Source organism: Bacillus sp. FSL R9-9410 (genome assembly GCF_038050385.1).
Lineage (GTDB): Bacteria > Bacillota > Bacilli > Bacillales > Bacillaceae_G > Bacillus_A > Bacillus_A cereus_U.
In genome coordinates this window covers 2,500,756-2,521,774 of record NZ_JBBOTV010000001.1, presented here as the reverse complement: position 1 = coordinate 2,521,774, position 21,019 = coordinate 2,500,756, and the positions used below count along the sequence as shown (strand labels likewise).

Here is a 21,019-nt window from a genome sequence, read left to right as displayed (position 1 = left end):
AGGAGTGGGAAGGAATGAAAGCTACTCATAAAGATTGGATTTTGTTTAACGGAAGACTTATAAACACGAAAGAAGAACAGCCGATGGTTGCGTTAGAAGAGAGAGGACTCCAATTTGGTGATGGCATATATGAGGTATTTAGGCTATACGATGGGAAGCCTCATTTATTAGACTTACATTTGGAACGCTTTTTTAAATCTATGAGGGAAATAAATATTGTTCCGCCGTTTACAAAGGAAGAGTTAGTTGAAGAACTTCATCAAATGATTGAAAGAAATCAATTTCAAGAAGATGGGAATGTGTATCTTCAGATATCACGTGGAGCTCAAGCTCGAAATCATGTGTATGAAAAAGATTTACAGCCAACATATTTTGCGAATATTGTTTCGTTTCCAAGACCTACCGCTACTATGGAACAAGGAATAAAGGTTACTATAGAAGAGGATATACGCTGGAAGTTCTGTCATATAAAATCTTTAAACCTTCTACCTAATATCATGATTAAAAATAAAATAAACGAGCGAGGGTATCAAGAAGCGATATTAGTACGAGATGGAATTGTAACAGAAGGGTGTCATTCGAATTTCTTTATGGTGAAAAATAATCAATTAATTACACATCCGGCCGATAATTTCATTCTACACGGCATTACTCGCCACTACGTTATTACATTAGCGAAAGCTTTACATATTGAAGTAGAAGAGCGTGAATTCTCATTGCAAGAAGTATACGAGGCTGACGAATGTTTCTTTACAGCGACACCACTTGAAATATTCCCTGTTGTTCAAATTGGTGATGAGAAGTTTGGAAGCGGCGAAAGAGGACCAATTACGAAAAAACTACAAGCTGCATATGAAGAAAGTATTAGTTTGTTTAAAGTTACAAATTAATAATGAGGGAAAAAGCTGGTATTCCCCCAGCTTTTTTTCATGATATAATTCAACCATAGGACAAATTTTGAAAACGCTGTAAAAAAGGGGATTTAATGTATGAATTATGAAGATTTTAAAGAAGTAATTCACGGTAGACGAAGTGTTAGAAAGTTTACAGAACAAGAAGTATCCACTAGTGATATAAAAGAAATTATTGATTGTGCTCGTTATGCACCGAGTGATACGAACTCACAAACGTGGGAGTTCTTGGTCATTATGAATCGAGAGAAAATTAAAGAAATTGAACAAATGACATGGGATGCATTACATAAACTTGCGGCAAAGGCAGCAGAAAATGGAGAAGAGAAAGCAGGGAAATTACTTACACGTTCTTTCGGTCCGTATGCGACAGCTTTCTCTGAGGCGCCAGTATTAATCGTATGTTTGGCAACACCATATGAATCAAAGTTTCGTGAAAAGATATTTGATCCAATTGCCTTTGTTCCTGATTCAGTGTGGGAAGAGGAAGGAATTAAGAGTAGCTGTCTAGCAGCACAAAACTTAATGTTGGCTGCACATGCGAAAGGACTTGGCACTTGTCCAATGACAGGACCTGTATTGTTAGCTCAAGATGAACTGCGACAATATTTACAAATTGAGCCTCAAAAACAAATTAATATGGTAATTTCACTTGGGTTTCCGAAAGATAAGCCGAAGAAACTTTCTCGAAAAGAAGTTGATGAGATTACAACATTTATTTTCTAAATGTTTTATGTAGAAAAGACATTGAAATGGCAATGTCTTTTTAGTTTGAATGGATATTTCTTTAGTGAATTGGGCTAAAATGATGAATAAGGTGGAGTTACTATTTATTTCTTTTAAAAAATTAATGTTCTTAAAATGAAAGTATGGTACAGTAATCGTGAGTAAGCTAATATTTGTTCATGAAAGTGTTAAAGACTAGTTTTAAAATTAAGAAGTTATTTTTGTATAATGAAATAACAGGGGGGATGAATTTTGAAGAAATTCATAATCACTGGATTGTCTGTATTGTTATTAGTAGGCTGTGGTGCTCCAAAGGAAAAAGAAGATGCACAGTCAAACCAGGAAGAACAAGTTGTAAATGCAAGTGATGAGAATATGGTCGTATTTCCTGAAGGAGCAGTGCCAATCGGAGAAGGGAAAATAAAAGTAACTACGCCAGATGGTACTTCTGAAAATGGCAATATACCAACTGTATTCATAAAAAAGGATACTTTAATTCAGCAAGTTGAATTAGAACTTTCCAATTTTCAAAATGATAAAGAAACATTTGTATTTGTAGATCAAATATTTGCAGATAAACATCAAGTAACTAGTACAACACAGACAACAGTACAATTAAAAGAAAAGACGCTTGAGACAGGTAGTCATACGATTACCGCAGCTCAGTTTGAAAACAATGACCCAAAAGGAAAAGTCATTAGATTTAATCAAGCGACGTTTGAAACGAAGCCTGCGTCTTAATTATGGATAAAAAGTACATTACTTAAAGTGGTAGTGTACTTTTTAATTTGGATAGAATTAGGTTGTTGAGAATAATTTGTTTCACTTTCTAGTACGAATGAATAGTAAGAAATTACTCTTTACTACTACGAAAGAGAAAGAGGTTGAAGATGTGAATCGGTTTGTTCGTATCGTTTTGATTAGTATGATGATGTCAGTAATTTGGTTTACTATACAAGAGGTTATTCAAATTAAGTTATCAAATCCATGACTTGATAATAGGAACTGTATGTTTTGTCATTGTGTACCGATTGTATGATAAACTCGGATTAAGGTAAGTATTGAGAGGGAAATGTAGGTGTTTTATTTGTAATGTCGAATAGTACATACGATGTCGTAATAACAAATTTTCTATTGTTTACTGTGAAACAGAAGAAGGAGAGATTGTAGTTATGAAAAGAGCGCTTATAAATATTGATTATACATATGATTTTGTAGCTAAAAAAGGTGCGTTAACATGCGGGAAACCAGGTCAAGAAATTGAGAAGGAACTTGTAAATGTAACGAAACAATTTATTGAAAAAGGTGATTACGTAGTATTTGCGATCGATAAACATGAAGACAATGATGTATATCATCCTGAAGCTAAGTTATTCCCGCCTCATAATATAGCGGGTACAAATGGAAGAGACTTATTCGGTGAATTACAAGATGTATGCGTGAAATATAAAAATGCTGAGAATGTATATTATATGGACAAAACGAGATACAGTGCATTTGCTGGAACAGATTTAGAGATGAAGCTAAGAGAAAGAGGCATAGAAGAAGTTCATCTTGTAGGTGTATGTACCGACATCTGCGTTCTTCATACGGCAGTAGATGCTTATAATAAAGGGTTTAAAATTGTCGTTTATGAAAAGGCGGTTGCATCTTTTAATGCGCAAGGACATGAATATGCACTTGGACATTTTAAATCTTGTTTAAATGCAGAAGTGAAGTGAAAAAAGAGGCCTTCAAAAAGGTCTCTTTTTCACATTTAAATAGAGACGACTTGTTGCTGAATTAGTTTTTTTATGAATGGACTAATGTTTTCTGGTAGTTCATTTAAATCAAAAAATTGTACATGTAATGATTCAACTCCGTCTGCTTTTAACGAGGTGAGTATTGCGGAATTAAAAGAAAGTCGTTTATAAAAAATTCTATTGTAATATCCCTTTAGGGGATTAAAAAGGGTAACTAACTGTTACGATTTATTTAACCAATTATAACTAAAGTTAATTAAATATATCAATCAGTAAGCCCTGCTAGTCAAGTGATTGGCTAGTAGTGAGGGTTAACTGCGGGCAATCCCTAAAGCTGTTTGAACTACAACGTGGCTAGAAATGGTGAGCGTGAATGTTGCGAAAGCAGAAAAAATTCATCAGAAGGTGCAAGGTTAAATTCTAAACACTAGAACAATGGGTCTTCCACATCGAATCATCTAAGTTAAAATTGATAAGATGAACGTTCAACGACTATCTCGTATAACTGACGAGAGTACATCACAAGCCTATGGTGATGGAAAAATCCTCTATCTCTAAAGAGATAAACATATAGTCTGCGCTCATGTGAAAACGTGAGAAGTTCATAAGAGAACTGGCCAAGGGATTGCGCCTTTAGTTGAACAAGATAAATTTAATCAAATCTATCAAATCTCATTTAATCTATCGAACGTATGTGTTATGGTAAATCCATGGTACGAAAGAACGAAATATAAACAAAGATGCTAAGGTTAAAAAACTTTTGAAAAGGAAAAAGTCAGCGCAAAGAGATATGTCTAGGAGATTTAAAAAAGGTGTGAAATTTCAATCTGCCGGATATGAAAAAGCTAAAACTGAGCACCTTCGGTTATCTAGGGAAATTACGAATATCCGAAATAACCATATCCATCAATCAACAGCTAAATTGGTGAAAACCAAACCAATGAGGATTGTTGTGGAAGACTTACATATCTCAAACCTGTTAAAAAACAAAAAACTATCGAAAGCATTTTCATTTCAAAAATTAAACTTCTTCTTTCAATGTTTGTCATATAAGTGCGAGAAGTACGGCATTGCATATGTAAAAGCTGATAAATGGTTCGCTTCAAGCAAGATTTGCTCATGTTGCGGAGTTAAATACGACCATTCAGTTCAATCAGAAGGACAGTGGAGTTTAAAGATTCGTGAATGGGACTGTGTTCAATGCAATAGCCATCACGATAGGGATTTAAATGCTTCGATAAATTTATCAAGATGGGTAAAATAAATGCTTGATAATATGAGGTAACGATACTGCCTCGTGTGGAGTGTTATACCCCTCGTCCCTTCGGGGTTGCGAGAACACTTTGAAGCACTAACTTGTGTAAATTTGATTGAATTGTATAGATTTAGTTAAGTTTATCGTATCGGTTATAGTAAATAGAAAAGAACATCTGAAGTTGAAAGATTGATTAAAGGGTTATATTGTTGAAGAGGAACAATGAATACAAATACATAGTTAAGAAAGTACGATTTAAAATCAGGATGAAAGATGTTTCGAAAACAAGTGTTGAGATGATAAATGCGTATTTAAAATAAAGTAGCTCTGTATGAAATTTTCATTAGTAAGGAAGTGGATGGATGAGTTTATTAACGTATACTGAAGAGTTTTTTAATTATGTAAGGGAGTTTTTACTTTTAAGGTTTTTACTATTTGCTTTAGTTCTTATCATTATTTCTTTTGTTATAAATCGCATTATTGATTGGTTTTTTAAAAAATCAAGCTTTTTTGATGAAGAGGTAGAGCAGACGATTCAAAGTGTAATTCGATCTATTTTTAGATATATCATTATCATCAGTCTGATCATATATTTAATTAGTCAATTTGTAGATATAAAAAGTATTATTGCAGGTGCAGGGATAGCGGGAGTTGTCATCGGTTTTGCTGCACAACAGATGCTAAAAGATGTCATATTAGGCTTTGCAAGATTAGCGGACAAAGAGTTTCGTGTTGGCGATTTTGTTACTTTTAACGGAACAAATTCAGGAACCATTGAGGAAATTAGTATTCGTTTTATGCAAATTCGTGAATGGTCAGGAAAACTCCTTACCATACCACACGGAGAGATTAGAACGATACAAAATTTTAATAAAGGATGGATGCGAGTTATTGAACGCATCACGGTAAGTTATCAAGAAGATCCTACAAGAGTTAAGGAATTGTTAGAAGAGGTCTGTGTTATGTGTAATGAAAAATTGGATCAAAGTCTTTATAGAGTAGAGGATGAGGTTGTTGAACCATTTAAATATATTGGTGTTACAGACTTAAATCCTAACCTTAAATATGTTGGATATGAATTTTGTATTACAGGTTTGGTTAGGCCAGAAGATTATTTTGAAATTTCAAGGCAAGTAAGATTTGAATTAATGTCTATGTTCCATAAAAATCAAGTACAAATGCCAGCAGCGAATATGTTCGTTACTACTGAAAGTTTACAAAATATCCATGTGGGACAATCTTTATCAGACAGTTAATGAAAACTAGCTAATTTCTGTTTTGGTTTAAAATTTAGATTTGTAAATCAGTAAATTTGAATGAACTGTATGGGATATCTCCGAAAAAAGAGCTGAAGGAATTCGGTTCTTTTTTGTTTGTAGTATTTTGAAATTTCTTAATGTTATAATGGTAGTTGGTGATGAGAATGAACATAGATGAAAAAGAGATGCATCGTTTAGAGGCATTAAAAGAAATTGCTGAGTTACTAAATGAAGCAACAAACTTACAGGAAATGTTAGGGAAAGTGTTACATACATTGTTACAAGTTATGAATTTACAAACAGGGTGGATATTCTTTATTGATGAAAGTGGAAAGCATCGTATGCTTGTAGACCAAAACTTACCCCCAGCTCTTACGTGGCAGGAAAAGAAGCCGATGTGTGAAGGAGATTGTTGGTGTGTAGAACGTTTTGTGAATGGAAGATTGGAAAAAGCGACAAATATTATTGAATGTAAACGAATAGAGGATGCGATTGAATGTAATTGGGGCGAGACAGAAGATGTTACACATCATGCGACAATCCCGCTAAGATCTGGATCAGAGAAATTTGGTCTATTAAATGTAGCCTCGCCTCATAAAACACATTTTTCTGAGGAGGAGTTAGCGTTATTAGAAGCGATTGCATTTCAAATTGGAACGACAATACAACGTATTCAATTAGTTGAGAAAGAACGAAAATATGTAGTTGTAGCTGAAAGAAATCGATTGGCTCGTGATTTACATGATTCTGTTAAACAATTGTTATTTTCAATTATGCTAACAGCGAAAGGGACTCTAAATATGACGAAGGATAGAGACTTGCAAGAGATGTTAAGTTATATTGGAGAATTATCACAGGAAGCATTACAAGAGATGACACTTTTGATTTGGCAATTAAGGCCTGAAGGATTAGAGAAAGGTTTAGCAGAAGCGATTCAAAATTACGGAAAACTGTTAGGGATTCAAGTGGAAGTTCGAATTGATGGAATGGTTTTAATTGAAGATGAAATAGAAGAAGTTTTATGGCGTATAAGCCAAGAGGCATTACATAATTGTAAAAAACATGCCTCATGTGAAAAAGTATGTGTTCATTTAAGGATAGAAAATAATAAGTTGCATTTTTACATAGAAGATAACGGAATAGGATTTATACAGGATCAAGTAAGAGAGTCAGCACTTGGTTTGAAAAGTATGAAAGAACGAATTGAATTAATGAGGGGAATTTTTCGAATAAAAGCAGAACCGGAAAAGGGGACAAAGATAGAAATTCAATTACCGGTTTGAGAGGGAGAACGTCAGTGAAAATTAAATTATTACTTGTAGAAGATCATCATATCGTGCGAAGGGGACTCGTATTCTTTTTGAAGACGAGAGAAGAATTTGAAATTATTGGGGAAGCAGCAAATGGTGAAGAAGCATTAACATTCGTTCAAACAGAAAGGCCAGATGTAGTATTAATGGATTTATCAATGCCGAAAATGGATGGTATTGAAGCGACAAAACGTATAAAACAATACGATGAGACAATAAAAATTCTTATGCTCAGTAGTTTTTCAGAACAAGATTACGTTTTACCAGCATTAGAAGCTGGGGCAGATGGTTATCAATTAAAAGAAGTGCAGCCAGATCAACTTGTTGCGTCAATCGTTGCGGTATATCAAGGAAACGCAAATTTTCACCCGAAAGTAACACCAGCACTATTAGGACGATCAGCAGTCAAGAAAGAAAAAGAGAATCCTTTTTCTATGTTAACTAAAAGGGAGCAAGAAGTACTTCGTGAAATTGCGAAAGGAAGAAGCAATAAGGAGATTGCAGCAGAACTTCATATTACAGAACAAACTGTGAAAACACACGTTTCTAACGTATTGGCTAAATTGGAAGTAGATGATCGTACACAAGCTGCCTTATACGCAGTAAAGCATGAGGAAAACTAGAAATAAGTATGAATAATTGTGTCATATGCTACGGAAGAATACATATGAGAAATTAAAATGTATAGAGATGCCGAATAAAGGTTTTTCTTCTTTCAATAATTAGGTACAATAAAGTGAAACTTTAATCAGTGGGGGGCTATCCCCACTGATTATTAGTTGAACCAATCGGGTTTTTACGGGCAGTAAGACTCCCACCTAACTCCCTTGCATTCATCGAATTTTGAGGTGGGAGTCTTACTGCCCGTTAATACGGGATAAAGCTACTATGGAAGGGGAAGATACGCTATGCCTGGTACAAAAAGTGGGATTGGAAAGATTCAGGCTTCGTTAAATGGTTTATCACCGAAATTACGAAGTATTGCCGAACATATTTTGAAACATCCACAAGATGTTGTACATAAATCGATTACGGAATTAGCGGAAGTTACGAATAGTTCCGAAGCAACGATATTCCGCTTATGCAAACACTTAGGTTTTCAAGGGTTCCAAGACTTGAAAATTACATTAGCTCGTGAGATTGTACATACCCCGATGCAAAATATTCATGAGGAAGTATCGGTAGAAGATAATATTGTCACTGTTGCTAAAAAAGTTTTTCATTCACATATTACAGGACTGCAAGATACATTACATTTGTTAAACGATAACGCGTTGGAACAGGCAGTAAGTGCGCTGAATGAAGCGAAACGAATTGAGTTTTATGGAAATGGTGGTTCAGGTATTATTGCGATGGATGCTTATCATAAGTTTATGAGAACGGGTATTTCTTGTATTGCTCATACGGATTCACATTTTCAAATTATGGGAGCTGGCTTGCTGACAAAAGAAGCAGTGGTCATTGCAATTTCTCATTCGGGCAGTAATAAAGGTTTACTTGAAGCGTTAGAAGTAGCGAAAGCAAGAGGGGCCAAAATTATTGCGATTACGAGCTATCAAAAATCGGCATTAAGCCAACTTGCTCATATAACATTATATACTTCGACGCGTGAGACGGAATTTCGTACAGAAGCAAGTTCGTCACGATTAGCGCAGCTTAGTTTATTAGATACTTTGTATGTGGGATTGTCATTGCAGCGACAAGAGGAAACACTACAAAATTTACAAAGTATACGTGAAACTATTTCGATGAAGCGAATATAAAAAGCTCTTCAAATGAAGAGCTTTTTATATTGGCGAGTAGTCTGTTGATATACCCTCTAGATCTACTTGTTCTAAGTGTCTATAGAAATATGCCAATTACCTATAATAATCTCTCATCTTTTAGACCATTCATTTTTTAAACCTCGATATTTTGCATATGAAATTTAACAAGTAGCTTGATACATCAAAATACGTATTGGGTAATAATTCAAATATTGTTCAATATTTTACAATAAGCTTATGGAATTCCATGTTATGATGAACCTGTAATGATGATTGAACACTTAAATTTGGTACAATAATTAGCCAAAATAGTGAGGACAGTAGTTGTGAGATAAACTCATTAAAACTCTAAAACACTAAAGGGGAGATCACATATGAAAGCAGTAGTAGTTAATAAAAACAGCAAAGCAAATATTGAAGTTATTGAAAAAGAATTACGTCCGTTACACTCGGGTGAGGCGCTAGTAGATGTAGAGTATTGTGGAGTTTGCCACACTGATTTACACGTTGCGAATCATGATTTTGGAAACACCGATGGCCGCATCCTTGGTCATGAGGGTGTAGGTATTGTTACTAAAATTGCTGATGATGTTACTTCACTAAAGATAGGTGACCGTGTAAGTATTGCATGGATGTTCCAATCTTGTGGACGTTGTGAATATTGCGTAACGGGGAGAGAAACATTCTGCCGTGAAGTGAAAAATGCTGGTTATTCAGTAGATGGTGGTATGGCTGAACAATGTATTGTTACAGCTGATTATGCGGTGAAGGTACCAGAAGGATTAGATCCTGCTCAAGCATCATCAATCACATGTGCGGGCGTAACTACATATAAAGCTATAAAAGTATCAGACATTAAACCTGGTCAACCTATCGTAATCTATGGTTGTGGTGGATTAGGTAACCTAGCTATTCAATATGCTAAAAACGTATTTGGTGCAAAGGTAATTGCAGTAGATATCAATGACGACAAATTAGCCTTAGCAAAAGAAGTTGGCGCTGATATGACTATCAATCCAATTTCTCAAGGTCCTGCTGATAAAATTGTTCAAGAGGAGTTTGGTGGTGCTTATGCTGCTGTAGTAACAGCAGTTTCTAAAGTAGCCTTCAACTCAGCAGTTGATGCAGTACGTGCTTGCGGTAAAGTAGTTGCGGTAGGTTTACCAGTAGAAACTATGGATTTAAACATTCCACGACTTGTATTAGACGGAATTGAAGTAGTTGGTTCTCTAGTTGGTACTCGTAAGGATCTGGAGGAGGCATTTATGTTCGGCGCAGAAGGAAAAGTAGTGCCAGTTGTTCAAACGTGTTCTCTAGATAAAGTACAAAATGTATTCGAAGAAATGGAACAAGGTAGAATTCAAGGGCGTATGGTAATCGATTTTAAACAGCATAATTGTGAGTGTAAATAATTCATTTTAAATATAAAAAGCATGAGTCTAGCAAAGGTCATTTAAAAAAGTTAGACGGCATAAAAAAGATGATCCCTCGTATTCAATAGGGATCATCTTTTTTATATTCTACTAATATCAATGCCAATTAATACTTGATTGATGAGACATGATTAAAGGTTCACTTTATCTACAAACGAAAAAGAATCTTTACTTTTAACAAATTTTTTATGATTTGGAACGGTTTGAATTGCTACAACTTGCGAATCTCTTGCTTTCAGTGCATCTTGAATCCCGATTGTCATAAGCTTAATAAATAGAATCGTAATAAAGAATGAAACGAGAGTATACAAAATAATCCACCATGAAATATTCATTTCATAACGATTTAATCCAATAAGGCCTGCCCAATCATTCGATAGAGAAACAGGTTTGAGTACTCCGTCATAGAGTTCACGCATTTGTATCCCACCAATTACAATATCAAGCAACGCTAAATGGATAACGAGTATGAGTGTTTGGACGATATGTTCCATAAATAACACAAATAAGCGATCAAGTAATAAGACTCGTAAGTGTTTTTTGATAATATGAAAACGGCTAGCACCCAGTAATTGTGAACTTAAAATGTAATCTCGTTTCATAAATTCATCAACCTCTGAGGAGATATATAAAGAAAGTGTAGGTAGAGCGACGAAAATAAGTACGAGAACTTGATAAAACGCAAATGAAATATTTGGATCTAATCTATCAGCATTTGATATGATTACAATATTAACGGGCGTGATGAGTATAAATGCGATAAATAAAGTAGGAATATAGTAAAAAACTTCTGAGCATGCCTGGAAAAATCTCTTGAATCTTGGAGCGTATAAACTCAAGAGGATTCCTATACATGTTCCGCATAAAATTCGAAAGAAGCTAATTGCCACGGCTAATAAAATGGTGAATTTTGCTCCTTCTACAATTTGTAAGAAAACAGACTCTCCAAAACGATCAGATCCAAAAGGCGGCATTAACAATGGCGAAAAGGGGGCCTTTCCAAGTAATTCGTTATTGTCATTGTAAAGTAACTGAGGAGGTTTTGGGATGTTATCTTTAAAGAACCAACTATAAATAAAACTAGCTGAAACAAGTATGAATAGATAAGTAAAGCCGATTAAAAATCGTTTTGATTTCCAAATAGATTTCATAATGCTGCTCCTTTCAATTGCTTTTTCCATCTATTCATCATGAATGAGATTATTTGAAAAATGGCATAAAACGGTAAAATAATCATAACAAGTATGATAAATGCAGCTGGAGGTGAAATAAACGCCTTCTTAAATAAAAATTGAATAATGCCTTCCATATTAAAAACAAATTCTAAAATGAATAAGTTAGAAAGTAAGAAAACAAAAATCGTTTTTAAATGATGAAAGAAGTGGATAGATATATTTTTGAATAAATGAATGCATAGTATATAACTTGATGAAAGTCCTTTTCCATATGCAACCTCTACGTAATGTTTTTCATGTTCTTCTTTTATGTATAACACCATCATCCGAAACATTTGTAATGTAGGTAAGACTGCTAAAGATAAAATAGGGAGTAAATAAGCTCGATTTTCATTAAAAGAAATAATGGTGACAGGAGATTCCCCGAATTTCTGAAGTACCCATATGAAAAATATTTGCAAACAAATCATCATCATCATATCAGGGACAGCTTCTAATATGAACACAATTCGGTTTATCCATTTTTTTATATAATCTTTTGCTAAAAAATAAAAAAATGCCATACTAGATGATAGAAAGAGTGCAAGCAAAAAGGCTATAAATAATACAGTAAATGAATATAGGTAAGGTTCTAAAACAGTTGGAAATAATGGTGTCTTTTTGAAATGACCAAATTTCGGGTCTGATCCCATAACTACTAATGATTCAGGGGAGAAAACCTGTTTTAACATAGTAACGATCTGATTAAAAAAATGAATTGGTTGAAAAGTGAATCCCTGTTGAGTGATAAATAAATAAGGTAAATTTAGTAATAGTAAGAGTGATAAAAGAATTGATGAAAGTTTTATTGTGAATTGAGATATTTTATATAACATTAAATCCCTCCGACATCTTTTTACAACATTATACAATAAAGTTCATATTTTGTTTTGATTTTTCAGAAAAATATAAATACTATTAGATTTTATAGTATGGAACATATATTTACAAGGTAAAAAAGTGATAGTAGGCAGCCACGCCCTATGTCCATCAAACTAAGAAAACGAGAACTTATATATTATTATCTTTAGGTGGAGGGGAAAGAATGTTTGATAAATTAAAAAGGTTATTTAAAAAAGATAAAGAGAATGATTTAGAAGATGAGAGGTACATTTTGATTTCTGAAAGTGAGATAAATGAAGAATTAAAAAGAAAGATAGTTGAATTAGAAAGGTTAGGATCAGAATATAGTAAAGTTCTTCAAAAAAAATATATAAATGAATTTGAGAGAAAAGGAAAACGAAACCTAAAAATATGGGTTAATAGGGATATTGACGGAGATGAAATAGAAGACTTAAATTCTGAGAAATGTCTAGAAAAAGAATATCGTTCTGAAATAATAATAGATTTTAATGATGTTACTGTTGAAGATGATGAATATGCAGATTTCATACAGTTATGGTATTACTATGGTGGTTATTTTAAAGGTACTGGGACTTTATATGATACATCAAGAAATAATTTAGAAACAGACATTGAAACAGCTTTACAAACATTAATTGAATAATTAATGTATACTAGTCTCTCGTTTAATTAACGAGTTATGTAGTTGAACAAGAAATACAAATAATAATTAATCCTTTGTTAAAACGCTCTTTCTTTTTGTTCATTTATTAAGTTTATCTATATTAATTTATCAAACTTTATGTTCCCGTTACAAAATACGCTATTCATTCTGTAAAATCACAGGAAAGGATGGCGTTTTTGTATGTCTATTTCTGTATCCAATGAATTACAATTATTTGCTTGAGAAATTCAAAGCTTTTTATTTCCAAATATCTTACGAGAGATGTTGGTTTCGTGCAACGAACCAGCAAATACTAAACAAAAGATTTAGTCGATCTATGTGTATGGATAAGTGAAATAAAATGGGGGTTACATTTTGAATTGAAAAAAATTTTCTTCTTGTAACTTGATTTATGAAAAAATATTTTATATACTAATTCATGTAAACGGTTTACTAGATCGTATTTTGCTAGAAACGAAGGGAAGGTTCGCATGGAAACAAGGGGGAGAGTAATCGGGATTGACATCGGTACCACAAGTACGAAAACGGTTGTATTCACTGAAAAAGGAAAAGTCGTTGCTTCACATGCAATTGATTATCCAATTATTCAACCGAACGTCGGATGGGCTGAGCAAGATCCTGATGTAATATGTGCTGCTGTATACAAAACTGTAAGCGTTGCCATTGAGAAGGGTAATGTGTTACCAGAAGATATTTCTTCTATCGGGATTAGTACAGCAATGCATGCCTTAATTGCTGTAGATGAAAACGGTGCGCCGTTAACGCGCTCTATCATTTGGGCAGATAATCGAAGCACAAAACAATCAGAAAAACTCTTACAACAAATGAATGGTCATGACATTTATAGAAGAACTGGTACACCAATTCATCCGATGTCACCACTTTCTAAGTTACTGTGGATGAAAGAAGAAGAATCGGATTTATTCAGAACTGCTCATAAATTTATTTCTATTAAAGAGTATGTCATTTATCAATTGTTCTCACGCTATGTAGTTGATTATTCTATCGCATCTGCTACTGGGTTATTTAATTTAGAAACATTAAACTGGGATGAAGATGTTTTAACTATGCTAGATATGTCACCAGAACAATTATCAACACCTGTACCGACTACATATATTTTATCGGGAATGAAGTCGGAATTAGCACAAAAGATGGGGATTCGTGAAGATACCCCAGTTGTTATTGGTGCAAGTGATGGTGTTCTTGCAAATGTAGGTGTCGGTGCAATATCACCTGGCTCAGCTGCAATTACGATTGGAACAAGTGGAGCAGTTCGAACAATTTCATCAAGTGTTAATACAGATGAAAAAGGAAGAACTTTTTGTTACGCATTAACAGATGAGCACTGGGTAATCGGTGGACCGACGAATAATGGCGGGATTTTATTAAGATGGCTACGTGATGAATTCGGTAGTCCAGAGCAAGAAGTTGCAAGGAAGCTTGGGATTGATCCTTATGATTTATTAATTAAGTATGCAGAAAGTGTACCAGCTGGAGCAGAGGGATTGCTATTTTTACCGTTTTTATCTGGAGAACGTGCACCCTACTGGAATGCAAATGCTCGTGGTACATTCTTCGGTATAAACCTTCAGCATAAACGTGAACATTTCATACGAGCTGTCATGGAAGGAGTTTGTATGAGTGTGTATTCAGTTGCACTTGCCATTCGTGATTGTACGGGGCCACTTTCTGAAATACGTGTTTCAGGAGGCTTTGCAAAGTCTGCATTTTGGAGACAAATGTTATCTGACATGATGGGGAAAGAATTGCTTGTTCCAGAAAGTCATGAAGCATCTGCGCTTGGGGCAGCGGCACTTGCTTTGTATGCAATTGGGAAAATTGATTCTCTTGAAGAGGTGAAGGATTGGATTGATATTGTCCATCACCATGTACCGAATAAAGAAAATACGGCTTTATATTTAGAGATGTTTTATATGTATGAACGACTTTACAATCGTTTGAAAGAAGAATTTGATTGTATAGCCGCTTTCCAACGTAAACAATAGGGGGATTGGGAGAAATGGTAGTTGGGATCGTACTAGCGGCTGTTGTCATATTACTTTTACTAATTACGGTAGTAAAATGGCATCCATTTGTCGCGTTAATTTTAACAGCAATCGGTGTAGGGCTAGCAATGGGGATGCCCTTAATTGGAACTTCACCACAACATCCAGGGATTATCGATTCTATTAAATTAGGTCTTGGTAATACGTTAGGGTTTTTGGCGATTGTTTTAGCTTTAGGAACAATGCTTGGAAAAATGATGGCTGAGTCTGGCGGTGCTGAACGAATTGCTAACACATTAATTGGACGTTTTGGGAAAAAGCGTGTTCACTGGGCAATGATGTTCGTTGCATTTATAGTAGGGATTCCGGTATTTTTCCAAGTTGGATTTGTACTATTAATTCCGTTAGTATTTACAATTGCGTTAGAAACAGGGGTATCACTTATTACAATCGGTATTCCGCTAGTAGCAGGTCTTTCGGTTGTACACGGACTTGTTCCACCGCATCCAGCAGCTATGGCAGCGGTAGGTATATTTAAAGCAGATGTAGGGAAAACAATTTTATATGCATTAATTGTTGGACTTCCAACTGCAATAATTGCAGGTCCGCTTTACGGGAAATGGATCGGTGCTCGTATACATAAAGAAGTACCATTAGATATAGCGGAGCAATTTATTGAAAGAGATAAGAAGAAGGAACTTCCTAGCTTCGGAAATACATTGTTTACTATTTTACTTCCAGTATTTCTTATGCTAGGTGCATCGATAGCGGAAGTAGCATTAAATAAAACAAGTCAACTTGCACAAGTATTGCACTTTATTGGAGATCCAATAGTCGCATTATTAATTGCAACGATATATTCTTTCTTTAGTCTTGGCTATGCGAAAGGGTTTTCTAAAGACAAAGTATTACAAGTTACAAATGATTGTTTAGGCCCAATTGCAAACATACTGTTAGTTATCGGTGCAGGTGGCGCCTTTAATAAAGTGTTATTGGATTCTGGAATTGGAACTACAATTGCGGAGATGGCGAAAGAATCACATATTTCACCAATATTATTAGGGTGGGGAATTGCTGCACTTATTCGAATCGCGACTGGCTCTGCTACTGTTTCCATGATGACAGCAGCAGGAATAGTGGCACCGATTGCGGCAAGTACACCAGGAGTGAATGTAGAGTTACTGGCACTTGCAACAGGAGCAGGGTCATTAATATTATCACATGTGAACGATTCTGGATTTTGGATGATTAAAGAGTATTTCGGAATGACTGTGAAAGAAACATTATTAACATGGACTGCAATGGAGACAATACTATCTGTTGTAGCACTTGGACTAATTTCGTTATTAAATATATTTGTATAGAATGGGAGATTGATTAATATGAAACTAGGTTTAATTGGATTAGGAAAAATGGGATTCCCATTAGCGGAACACTTACATGAAGACAAACATGAAGTAGTTGTATACGATGTAAATAATGAGCTTGTTGAAAAGGCAGGAAAACTAGGGATTACTGCACGTCATACATTAAAAGAAATGATCGCTGAACTAGAAGCACCTCGTACAATTTGGGTAATGGTACCTGCAGGAGAAGTTGTTGAGTCAGTACTAAAAGATGTATATCTATTATTAGAGGAAGGCGATATCGTGATTGAAGGTGGAAATTCATTCTATAAGGATACGTTGCGCCGTGCTGAAGAAGCGAAAAGCTTTGGCTTACATTACGTAGATATCGGTACATCAGGTGGTGTAGAAGGAGCTAGATACGGTGCGTGCTTAATGGTTGGTGGAGAAAAAGAAATCTATGATCAATTAGAACCTTTATTTAAAGACTTAGCAGTAGAAAACGGTTATTCTTATGCAGGCCGCGTTGGAAGTGGTCATTTCTTAAAAATGGTTCATAACGGTATTGAATATGGAATGATGCAAGCAATCGCTGAAGGATTTGAAGTGTTAGATAAAAGTGATTTTGATTTCAATTATGAAGATGTTGCAAAAGTATGGGCAAATGGATCAGTTATCCGTGGTTGGTTAATGGACTTAACTGAAAAAGCATTTGCAGATGATCCAAAACTTGATGGTATTAAAGGGGTAATGAACTCTTCAGGAGAAGGGAAATGGACTGTTGAAACTGCGCTTGAACTACAAGCAGCGGCACCAGTTATCGCAATGTCATTATTTATGCGCTACCGTTCTCAAGAAGATGATACATTCCATGGGAAAGTTGTCTCAGCTCTTCGTAATCAATTCGGTGGACATGAGGTTGTGAAAAATTAGTTTTGTGAAACTCATACGAAAGTATGAGTTCTTTTTTTATTTCTCATACTATTTTATGAAAGCTTTTACCTCTTTTTACTGTATTTTGTATAGAAATTTCTGATAATATAAAGATAGAATATGAAACCAAAGGGGAGAAATGGTTATGAAACTAGTCGTAATTAATGGTACACCAAGAAAATTTGGAAGGACTCGCGTTGTAGCAAAATATATTGCAGATCAATTTGAAGGGGAGTTATACGATTTAGCAGTAGCGGAATTGCCTTTATATAATGGGGAAGAATCACAACGTGAATTAGAAGCAGTAAAAAAATTAAAAGCATTAGTGAAAGCAGCAGACGGTGTAGTACTATGTACACCAGAATATCATAATGCGATGAGCGGAGCATTGAAAAATTCGTTAGATTACTTAAGTAGCAGTGAATTCCTCCATAAACCTGTCGCATTGCTAGCAGTTGCTGGAGGAGGTAAAGGGGGAATAAACGCATTAAATAGTATGCGTACTGTCGCTAGAGGCGTTTACGCAAATGCAATCCCAAAACAAGTAGTACTTGATGGATTACATGTACAAGATGGTGAACTTGGAGAAGATGCAAAACCATTAATTCATGATTTAGTTAAAGAATTAAAAGCATATATGAGCGTATATAAAGAGGTGAAAAAACAATTAGGAGTTGAGTGATATGTCCTCTCTTTATCATGATTCTCGCTTGTATTACATTCTAGGAGCCAATAGTTTATCTGCTATTGGTTCCGGGATTGTTATGATAACGATTCCGTGGCTATTGATTAAGGAAAGTGGAGGAGAGACGACATTTGGTTATGTTTCTATCGTTGCAACTCTCATAATGTTTTTATTAACGCCATTTATTGGGCAAAGTATAGATCGTTTTTCAAGAAAATATTTGTTGTTATGTAACGAAGGTATCGGGATAGCCATTATAGGAATGATGGCTATTTGGGGATTTGCTGGGCAATCATACAATTCTATTCATTATATCATTATTTATATAGCAGGTTCTTTCTATTACCTATTATTCTATCCTACAATTTTTGCATTCAACCAAGAAATGTTTCAATCTGAACATTATAAAAGTTTAAGCGGCACGATGGAAATACAAGGACAATTAACGCAAGTTATTTCAGGAGCGGCTGCTAGCTTTCTAATTGAGATCGTTTCTTTGAAATGGATTTTGTTAGTAGATATGTTAACTTTTGCAGGAGCATTTTTTCTTTTCTTATGTATACCGTATGTAAAGAAAAAAGAAGTGAAACGGAAAGCAACATTTAAGAAGCAATTGTTCGAAGGAATTCACTTTATGAAAAAGCGTCCTAGGCTCTTTTGGTTTTTATTTTCCACTTATATGCCGTTTATCGGTGTTATGATGGCAAATTATTTAATCCCAGTTTATATTTCAGATATACTCAAAGCTAGTGCCTCTGTATACGCGATAGAAGGTATGATGTATGGTGTTGGGGCTGTTATTGCGGGAATAAGTATTCCAATCATGATGAAATATGTCAAAATAGAAGTTTCAATCGTTATGACGATGGTTATTTATGTAATTTCAATTACCGCAATGATTATTGAGCCTTCCATTATGTTATTATATGGACTTGCGATTTTTCATGCGATTGGAAATGCTGGAACACGAGTGGCGAGAAATGTATTGATGATGGAAGAAATCCCAAACGAAGTAATGGGACGTGTGGACAGCTTATTTCGATTAATTGGCACAGGAATTCGAATTGTATTATTAATGTTGTTTACGGCAGGCGTATCTAAAGCAGGGGTAATGATTCCGTTTTATGTACTGAGCTTTATATTGATCCTATCATTAGGGATTGCTTTTTATTATGTAATTTCAAAACGTAAAATGAAAGCGAATGTGTCTAATAAATCAATTGTTTAAAAAATACTTCTGCCTCCTTTTCTTTTTCTATATAATAAAAAGAAAGGGAGTGTTAACTTATTTATGAACAAATGGATATTGCTTATAATCTTATTACTACCTCCGCTATACATCATTTATATGACGTTTCGAATGAATAAAGTTGCTCGTGAAAAATTGAGTAATCACTCTCCATACGTTCTTATATTAGGTGCAAAGTTATTTGGAGATAGACCGTCTTTATCTCTTCAAAATCGTTTGGATGTGGCGTTGGAATATTTATATTCTCACCCTGAGGTGAAAGTAATCGTTTCAGGTGGTCAAGGGGAAGATGAAGATATACCGGAAGCTCACAGTATGAGAAACTATTTAATGGTACACGGTATAGATGAGAATCGTATTTTAATTGAAGACCAATCTACAAATACGTATGAAAATTTAAAGTTTAGTATGGATTTATATGATGTAAAGCATGCGGTAGTTGTAAGTAATACGTATCATTTATATCGAACGAAAATAATTGCAAAGCGGTTAGGAATAAAGATGGAGGCATTAGCTGCTGAAACACCGAGTCGTTCTAAGAAAAAAGCGTATGTGCGTGAATATGCTGCAATTATGAAAACAATATTGTTCGACCGTTAGAGCTCAAATGTGAGCTCTTTTTTTATAGAATAATGCGTATCATTTGAAATGAACTCCACATTCCATCAAAATAAAGGAAACAATAATAAAGGAGTTGTGTTTGTGATTCAGTTTAATCATGTGTCAAAATCGTATGAAGATGGCACAAAAGCAGTGGATTCATTGCATTTAGAGATTAAAAAAGGAGAATTTTTTGTTCTCATTGGTCCGAGTGGTTGCGGGAAAACAACGACAATGAAGATGATTAATCGTTTAATTGAAACGACGGAAGGATCAATTTTAATCGATGGAAAAGACATTCAACAATATAATATAAACGAACTGCGTTGGAATATAGGGTACGTGTTGCAGCAGATTGCGCTGTTTCCACATATGACAATTGCTGAAAATATTGCAGTTGTCCCTGAAATGAGAAAGTGGAGTAAGGAGAAAATAAAAACGCGTGTTGATGAACTGTTACATATGGTTGGATTAGAACCAGATGTATATCGTGATCGTATGCCAGATGAATTGTCGGGAGGACAGAAGCAGCGCGTTGGTGTCGTTAGGGCATTAGCTGCAAACCCGAAAATCGTTCTTATGGATGAACCATTTAGTGCGTTAGATCCATTAAGCAGGGAACAACTTCAGCAGGATATAGTGCAATTGCAAAAAAAGATTCAAAAAACGATAGTATTTGTAACGCATGATATGCAAGAGGCTTTATCACTTGGTGATCGCATTTGTGTAATGAAAGAAGGGAAAGTTGTTCAATTAGATACACCAGAAGGTATTATACATAATCCGAAAAATGAGTTTGTAGAGGAGTTCATTGGAAATCGTGGACGACCTTGGTATGAGGGGAAGAGTATAGAAGAGGTATTGCCGCTAGACAATCGTATACGAGTAGAAGGGAATGCTCTATCTTTACATTCGACTTTACAAGCAGCACTAGTCCGCTTACAAACTGAAGAGTCAGTGCCGGTTGAAGAAAATGGTCAATATGTTGGAGCGTTAACAAGTCGTCATATTGTCAATTACATTGTTGAACAAATGAAGGAGAGAGGCTAAACA

The 21,019-nt window shown here is 34.9% G+C and carries 19 protein-coding genes and 3 pseudogenes; 19 read left to right on the top strand and 3 right to left on the bottom strand.

What is annotated here, in order from left to right; genetic code table 11:
* Positions 1-14 precede the first annotated feature (14 nt).
* From dat to MKX77_RS13080, 5 genes and pseudogenes are all read left to right on the top strand, one after another.
* Complete coding sequence (gene dat, locus MKX77_RS13100) at positions 15-890, top strand: D-amino-acid transaminase (protein WP_341306863.1); 876 nt, start codon at positions 15-17, stop codon at positions 888-890.
* Positions 891-989: 99 nt separating this feature from the next.
* Complete coding sequence (locus tag MKX77_RS13095; protein ID WP_215556222.1) at positions 990-1,637, top strand: nitroreductase family protein; 648 nt, start codon at positions 990-992, stop codon at positions 1,635-1,637.
* Between the two features lie 252 nt (positions 1,638-1,889).
* A complete protein-coding gene (locus MKX77_RS13090) occupies positions 1,890-2,378 on the top strand; it encodes a hypothetical protein (protein WP_341306862.1) in 489 nt (162 codons plus the stop codon).
* A gap of 97 nt (positions 2,379-2,475) precedes the next feature.
* Positions 2,476-2,695: pseudogene (locus MKX77_RS13085) on the top strand (hypothetical protein).
* A 114-nt stretch (positions 2,696-2,809) separates the two neighbouring features.
* A complete protein-coding gene (locus MKX77_RS13080; protein ID WP_341306861.1) occupies positions 2,810-3,358 on the top strand; it encodes a cysteine hydrolase family protein in 549 nt (182 codons plus the stop codon).
* 35 nt (positions 3,359-3,393) lie between these two features.
* On the opposite strand, the pseudogene MKX77_RS13075 reads toward MKX77_RS13080, so the two are convergent.
* A pseudogene (locus tag MKX77_RS13075) lies at positions 3,394-3,513 on the bottom strand (NUDIX hydrolase); the annotation flags it as partial.
* A gap of 575 nt (positions 3,514-4,088) precedes the next feature.
* Between MKX77_RS13075 and MKX77_RS13070 the strand changes: the two are divergent.
* The 6 genes and pseudogenes from MKX77_RS13070 to adhP form a co-directional block, all read left to right on the top strand.
* Positions 4,089-4,643: pseudogene (locus tag MKX77_RS13070) on the top strand (RNA-guided endonuclease TnpB family protein); the annotation flags it as partial.
* A gap of 353 nt (positions 4,644-4,996) precedes the next feature.
* Entirely contained in the window at positions 4,997-5,890 is an 894-nt protein-coding gene (locus tag MKX77_RS13065; protein ID WP_341306860.1) for a mechanosensitive ion channel family protein, read from the top strand.
* 188 nt (positions 5,891-6,078) lie between these two features.
* Positions 6,079-7,176 (top strand): GAF domain-containing sensor histidine kinase, encoded by a 1,098-nt coding sequence (locus MKX77_RS13060; protein ID WP_220089392.1) that lies wholly within the window; start codon positions 6,079-6,081, stop codon positions 7,174-7,176.
* Positions 7,177-7,190: 14 nt separating this feature from the next.
* Positions 7,191-7,826, top strand: coding sequence for a response regulator transcription factor (locus MKX77_RS13055; protein WP_341306859.1), 636 nt, complete (start codon positions 7,191-7,193; stop codon positions 7,824-7,826).
* A gap of 285 nt (positions 7,827-8,111) precedes the next feature.
* Positions 8,112-8,966: a MurR/RpiR family transcriptional regulator gene (locus MKX77_RS13050; protein WP_002012688.1), complete on the top strand. Its 855-nt coding sequence runs from the start codon at positions 8,112-8,114 to the stop codon at positions 8,964-8,966.
* A 377-nt stretch (positions 8,967-9,343) separates the two neighbouring features.
* A complete protein-coding gene (adhP, locus tag MKX77_RS13045; protein WP_002085845.1) occupies positions 9,344-10,381 on the top strand; it encodes an alcohol dehydrogenase AdhP in 1,038 nt (345 codons plus the stop codon).
* A 152-nt stretch (positions 10,382-10,533) separates the two neighbouring features.
* On the opposite strand, the gene MKX77_RS13040 is transcribed toward adhP, so the two are convergent.
* Both MKX77_RS13040 and MKX77_RS13035 read right to left on the bottom strand, forming a co-directional pair.
* On the bottom strand, positions 10,534-11,553 hold the full coding sequence (locus tag MKX77_RS13040; protein WP_002189503.1) for an ABC transporter permease: 1,020 nt from the start codon (positions 11,551-11,553) through the stop codon (positions 10,534-10,536).
* Positions 11,550-12,452 (bottom strand): ABC transporter permease subunit, encoded by a 903-nt coding sequence (locus MKX77_RS13035; protein WP_002012684.1) that lies wholly within the window; start codon positions 12,450-12,452, stop codon positions 11,550-11,552. The genes MKX77_RS13040 and MKX77_RS13035 overlap by 4 nt, the downstream gene beginning before the upstream one ends.
* 209 nt (positions 12,453-12,661) lie before the next feature.
* On the opposite strand from MKX77_RS13035, the gene MKX77_RS13030 reads away from it, so the two are divergent.
* The 8 genes from MKX77_RS13030 to MKX77_RS12995 all read left to right on the top strand — a co-directional run bounded on the left by MKX77_RS13030 (position 12,662) and on the right by MKX77_RS12995 (position 21,016).
* Positions 12,662-13,123 (top strand): hypothetical protein, encoded by a 462-nt coding sequence (locus tag MKX77_RS13030; protein WP_002189504.1) that lies wholly within the window; start codon positions 12,662-12,664, stop codon positions 13,121-13,123.
* Between the two features lie 491 nt (positions 13,124-13,614).
* Complete coding sequence (gene gntK, locus MKX77_RS13025) at positions 13,615-15,153, top strand: gluconokinase (RefSeq protein WP_341306858.1); 1,539 nt, start codon at positions 13,615-13,617, stop codon at positions 15,151-15,153.
* 14 nt (positions 15,154-15,167) lie between these two features.
* Entirely contained in the window at positions 15,168-16,517 is a 1,350-nt protein-coding gene (locus tag MKX77_RS13020; protein WP_002165883.1) for a GntP family permease, read from the top strand.
* 18 nt (positions 16,518-16,535) lie between these two features.
* Positions 16,536-17,432: a phosphogluconate dehydrogenase (NAD(+)-dependent, decarboxylating) gene (gene gnd / locus MKX77_RS13015; protein WP_215556232.1), complete on the top strand. Its 897-nt coding sequence runs from the start codon at positions 16,536-16,538 to the stop codon at positions 17,430-17,432.
* 145 nt (positions 17,433-17,577) lie between these two features.
* Complete coding sequence (locus MKX77_RS13010; protein WP_215556233.1) at positions 17,578-18,114, top strand: NADPH-dependent FMN reductase; 537 nt, start codon at positions 17,578-17,580, stop codon at positions 18,112-18,114.
* 1 nt (position 18,115) lies between these two features.
* Complete coding sequence (locus MKX77_RS13005; RefSeq protein ID WP_215556234.1) at positions 18,116-19,345, top strand: MFS transporter; 1,230 nt, start codon at positions 18,116-18,118, stop codon at positions 19,343-19,345.
* Positions 19,346-19,408: 63 nt separating this feature from the next.
* Positions 19,409-19,966 (top strand): YdcF family protein, encoded by a 558-nt coding sequence (locus tag MKX77_RS13000; RefSeq protein WP_199674369.1) that lies wholly within the window; start codon positions 19,409-19,411, stop codon positions 19,964-19,966.
* 102 nt (positions 19,967-20,068) lie between these two features.
* On the top strand, positions 20,069-21,016 hold the full coding sequence (locus MKX77_RS12995; RefSeq protein WP_215556235.1) for an ABC transporter ATP-binding protein: 948 nt from the start codon (positions 20,069-20,071) through the stop codon (positions 21,014-21,016).
* Positions 21,017-21,019 lie beyond the last annotated feature (3 nt).

Coding starts and splice junctions, on each gene's coding strand:
- dat (WP_341306863.1), top strand. CDS start 15: ATGAAAGCTACTCATAAAGATTGGATTTTGTTTAACGGAAGACTTATA.
- MKX77_RS13095 (WP_215556222.1), top strand. CDS start 990: ATGAATTATGAAGATTTTAAAGAAGTAATTCACGGTAGACGAAGTGTT.
- MKX77_RS13080 (WP_341306861.1), top strand. CDS start 2,810: ATGAAAAGAGCGCTTATAAATATTGATTATACATATGATTTTGTAGCT.
- MKX77_RS13065 (WP_341306860.1), top strand. CDS start 4,997: ATGAGTTTATTAACGTATACTGAAGAGTTTTTTAATTATGTAAGGGAG.
- MKX77_RS13060 (WP_220089392.1), top strand. CDS start 6,079: ATGCATCGTTTAGAGGCATTAAAAGAAATTGCTGAGTTACTAAATGAA.
- MKX77_RS13050 (WP_002012688.1), top strand. CDS start 8,112: ATGCCTGGTACAAAAAGTGGGATTGGAAAGATTCAGGCTTCGTTAAAT.
- adhP (WP_002085845.1), top strand. CDS start 9,344: ATGAAAGCAGTAGTAGTTAATAAAAACAGCAAAGCAAATATTGAAGTT.
- MKX77_RS13040 (WP_002189503.1), bottom strand. CDS start 11,553: ATGAAATCTATTTGGAAATCAAAACGATTTTTAATCGGCTTTACTTAT.
- MKX77_RS13035 (WP_002012684.1), bottom strand. CDS start 12,452: ATGTTATATAAAATATCTCAATTCACAATAAAACTTTCATCAATTCTT.
- MKX77_RS13030 (WP_002189504.1), top strand. CDS start 12,662: ATGTTTGATAAATTAAAAAGGTTATTTAAAAAAGATAAAGAGAATGAT.
- gntK (WP_341306858.1), top strand. CDS start 13,615: ATGGAAACAAGGGGGAGAGTAATCGGGATTGACATCGGTACCACAAGT.
- MKX77_RS13020 (WP_002165883.1), top strand. CDS start 15,168: ATGGTAGTTGGGATCGTACTAGCGGCTGTTGTCATATTACTTTTACTA.
- gnd (WP_215556232.1), top strand. CDS start 16,536: ATGAAACTAGGTTTAATTGGATTAGGAAAAATGGGATTCCCATTAGCG.
- MKX77_RS13010 (WP_215556233.1), top strand. CDS start 17,578: ATGAAACTAGTCGTAATTAATGGTACACCAAGAAAATTTGGAAGGACT.
- MKX77_RS13005 (WP_215556234.1), top strand. CDS start 18,116: ATGTCCTCTCTTTATCATGATTCTCGCTTGTATTACATTCTAGGAGCC.
- MKX77_RS13000 (WP_199674369.1), top strand. CDS start 19,409: ATGAACAAATGGATATTGCTTATAATCTTATTACTACCTCCGCTATAC.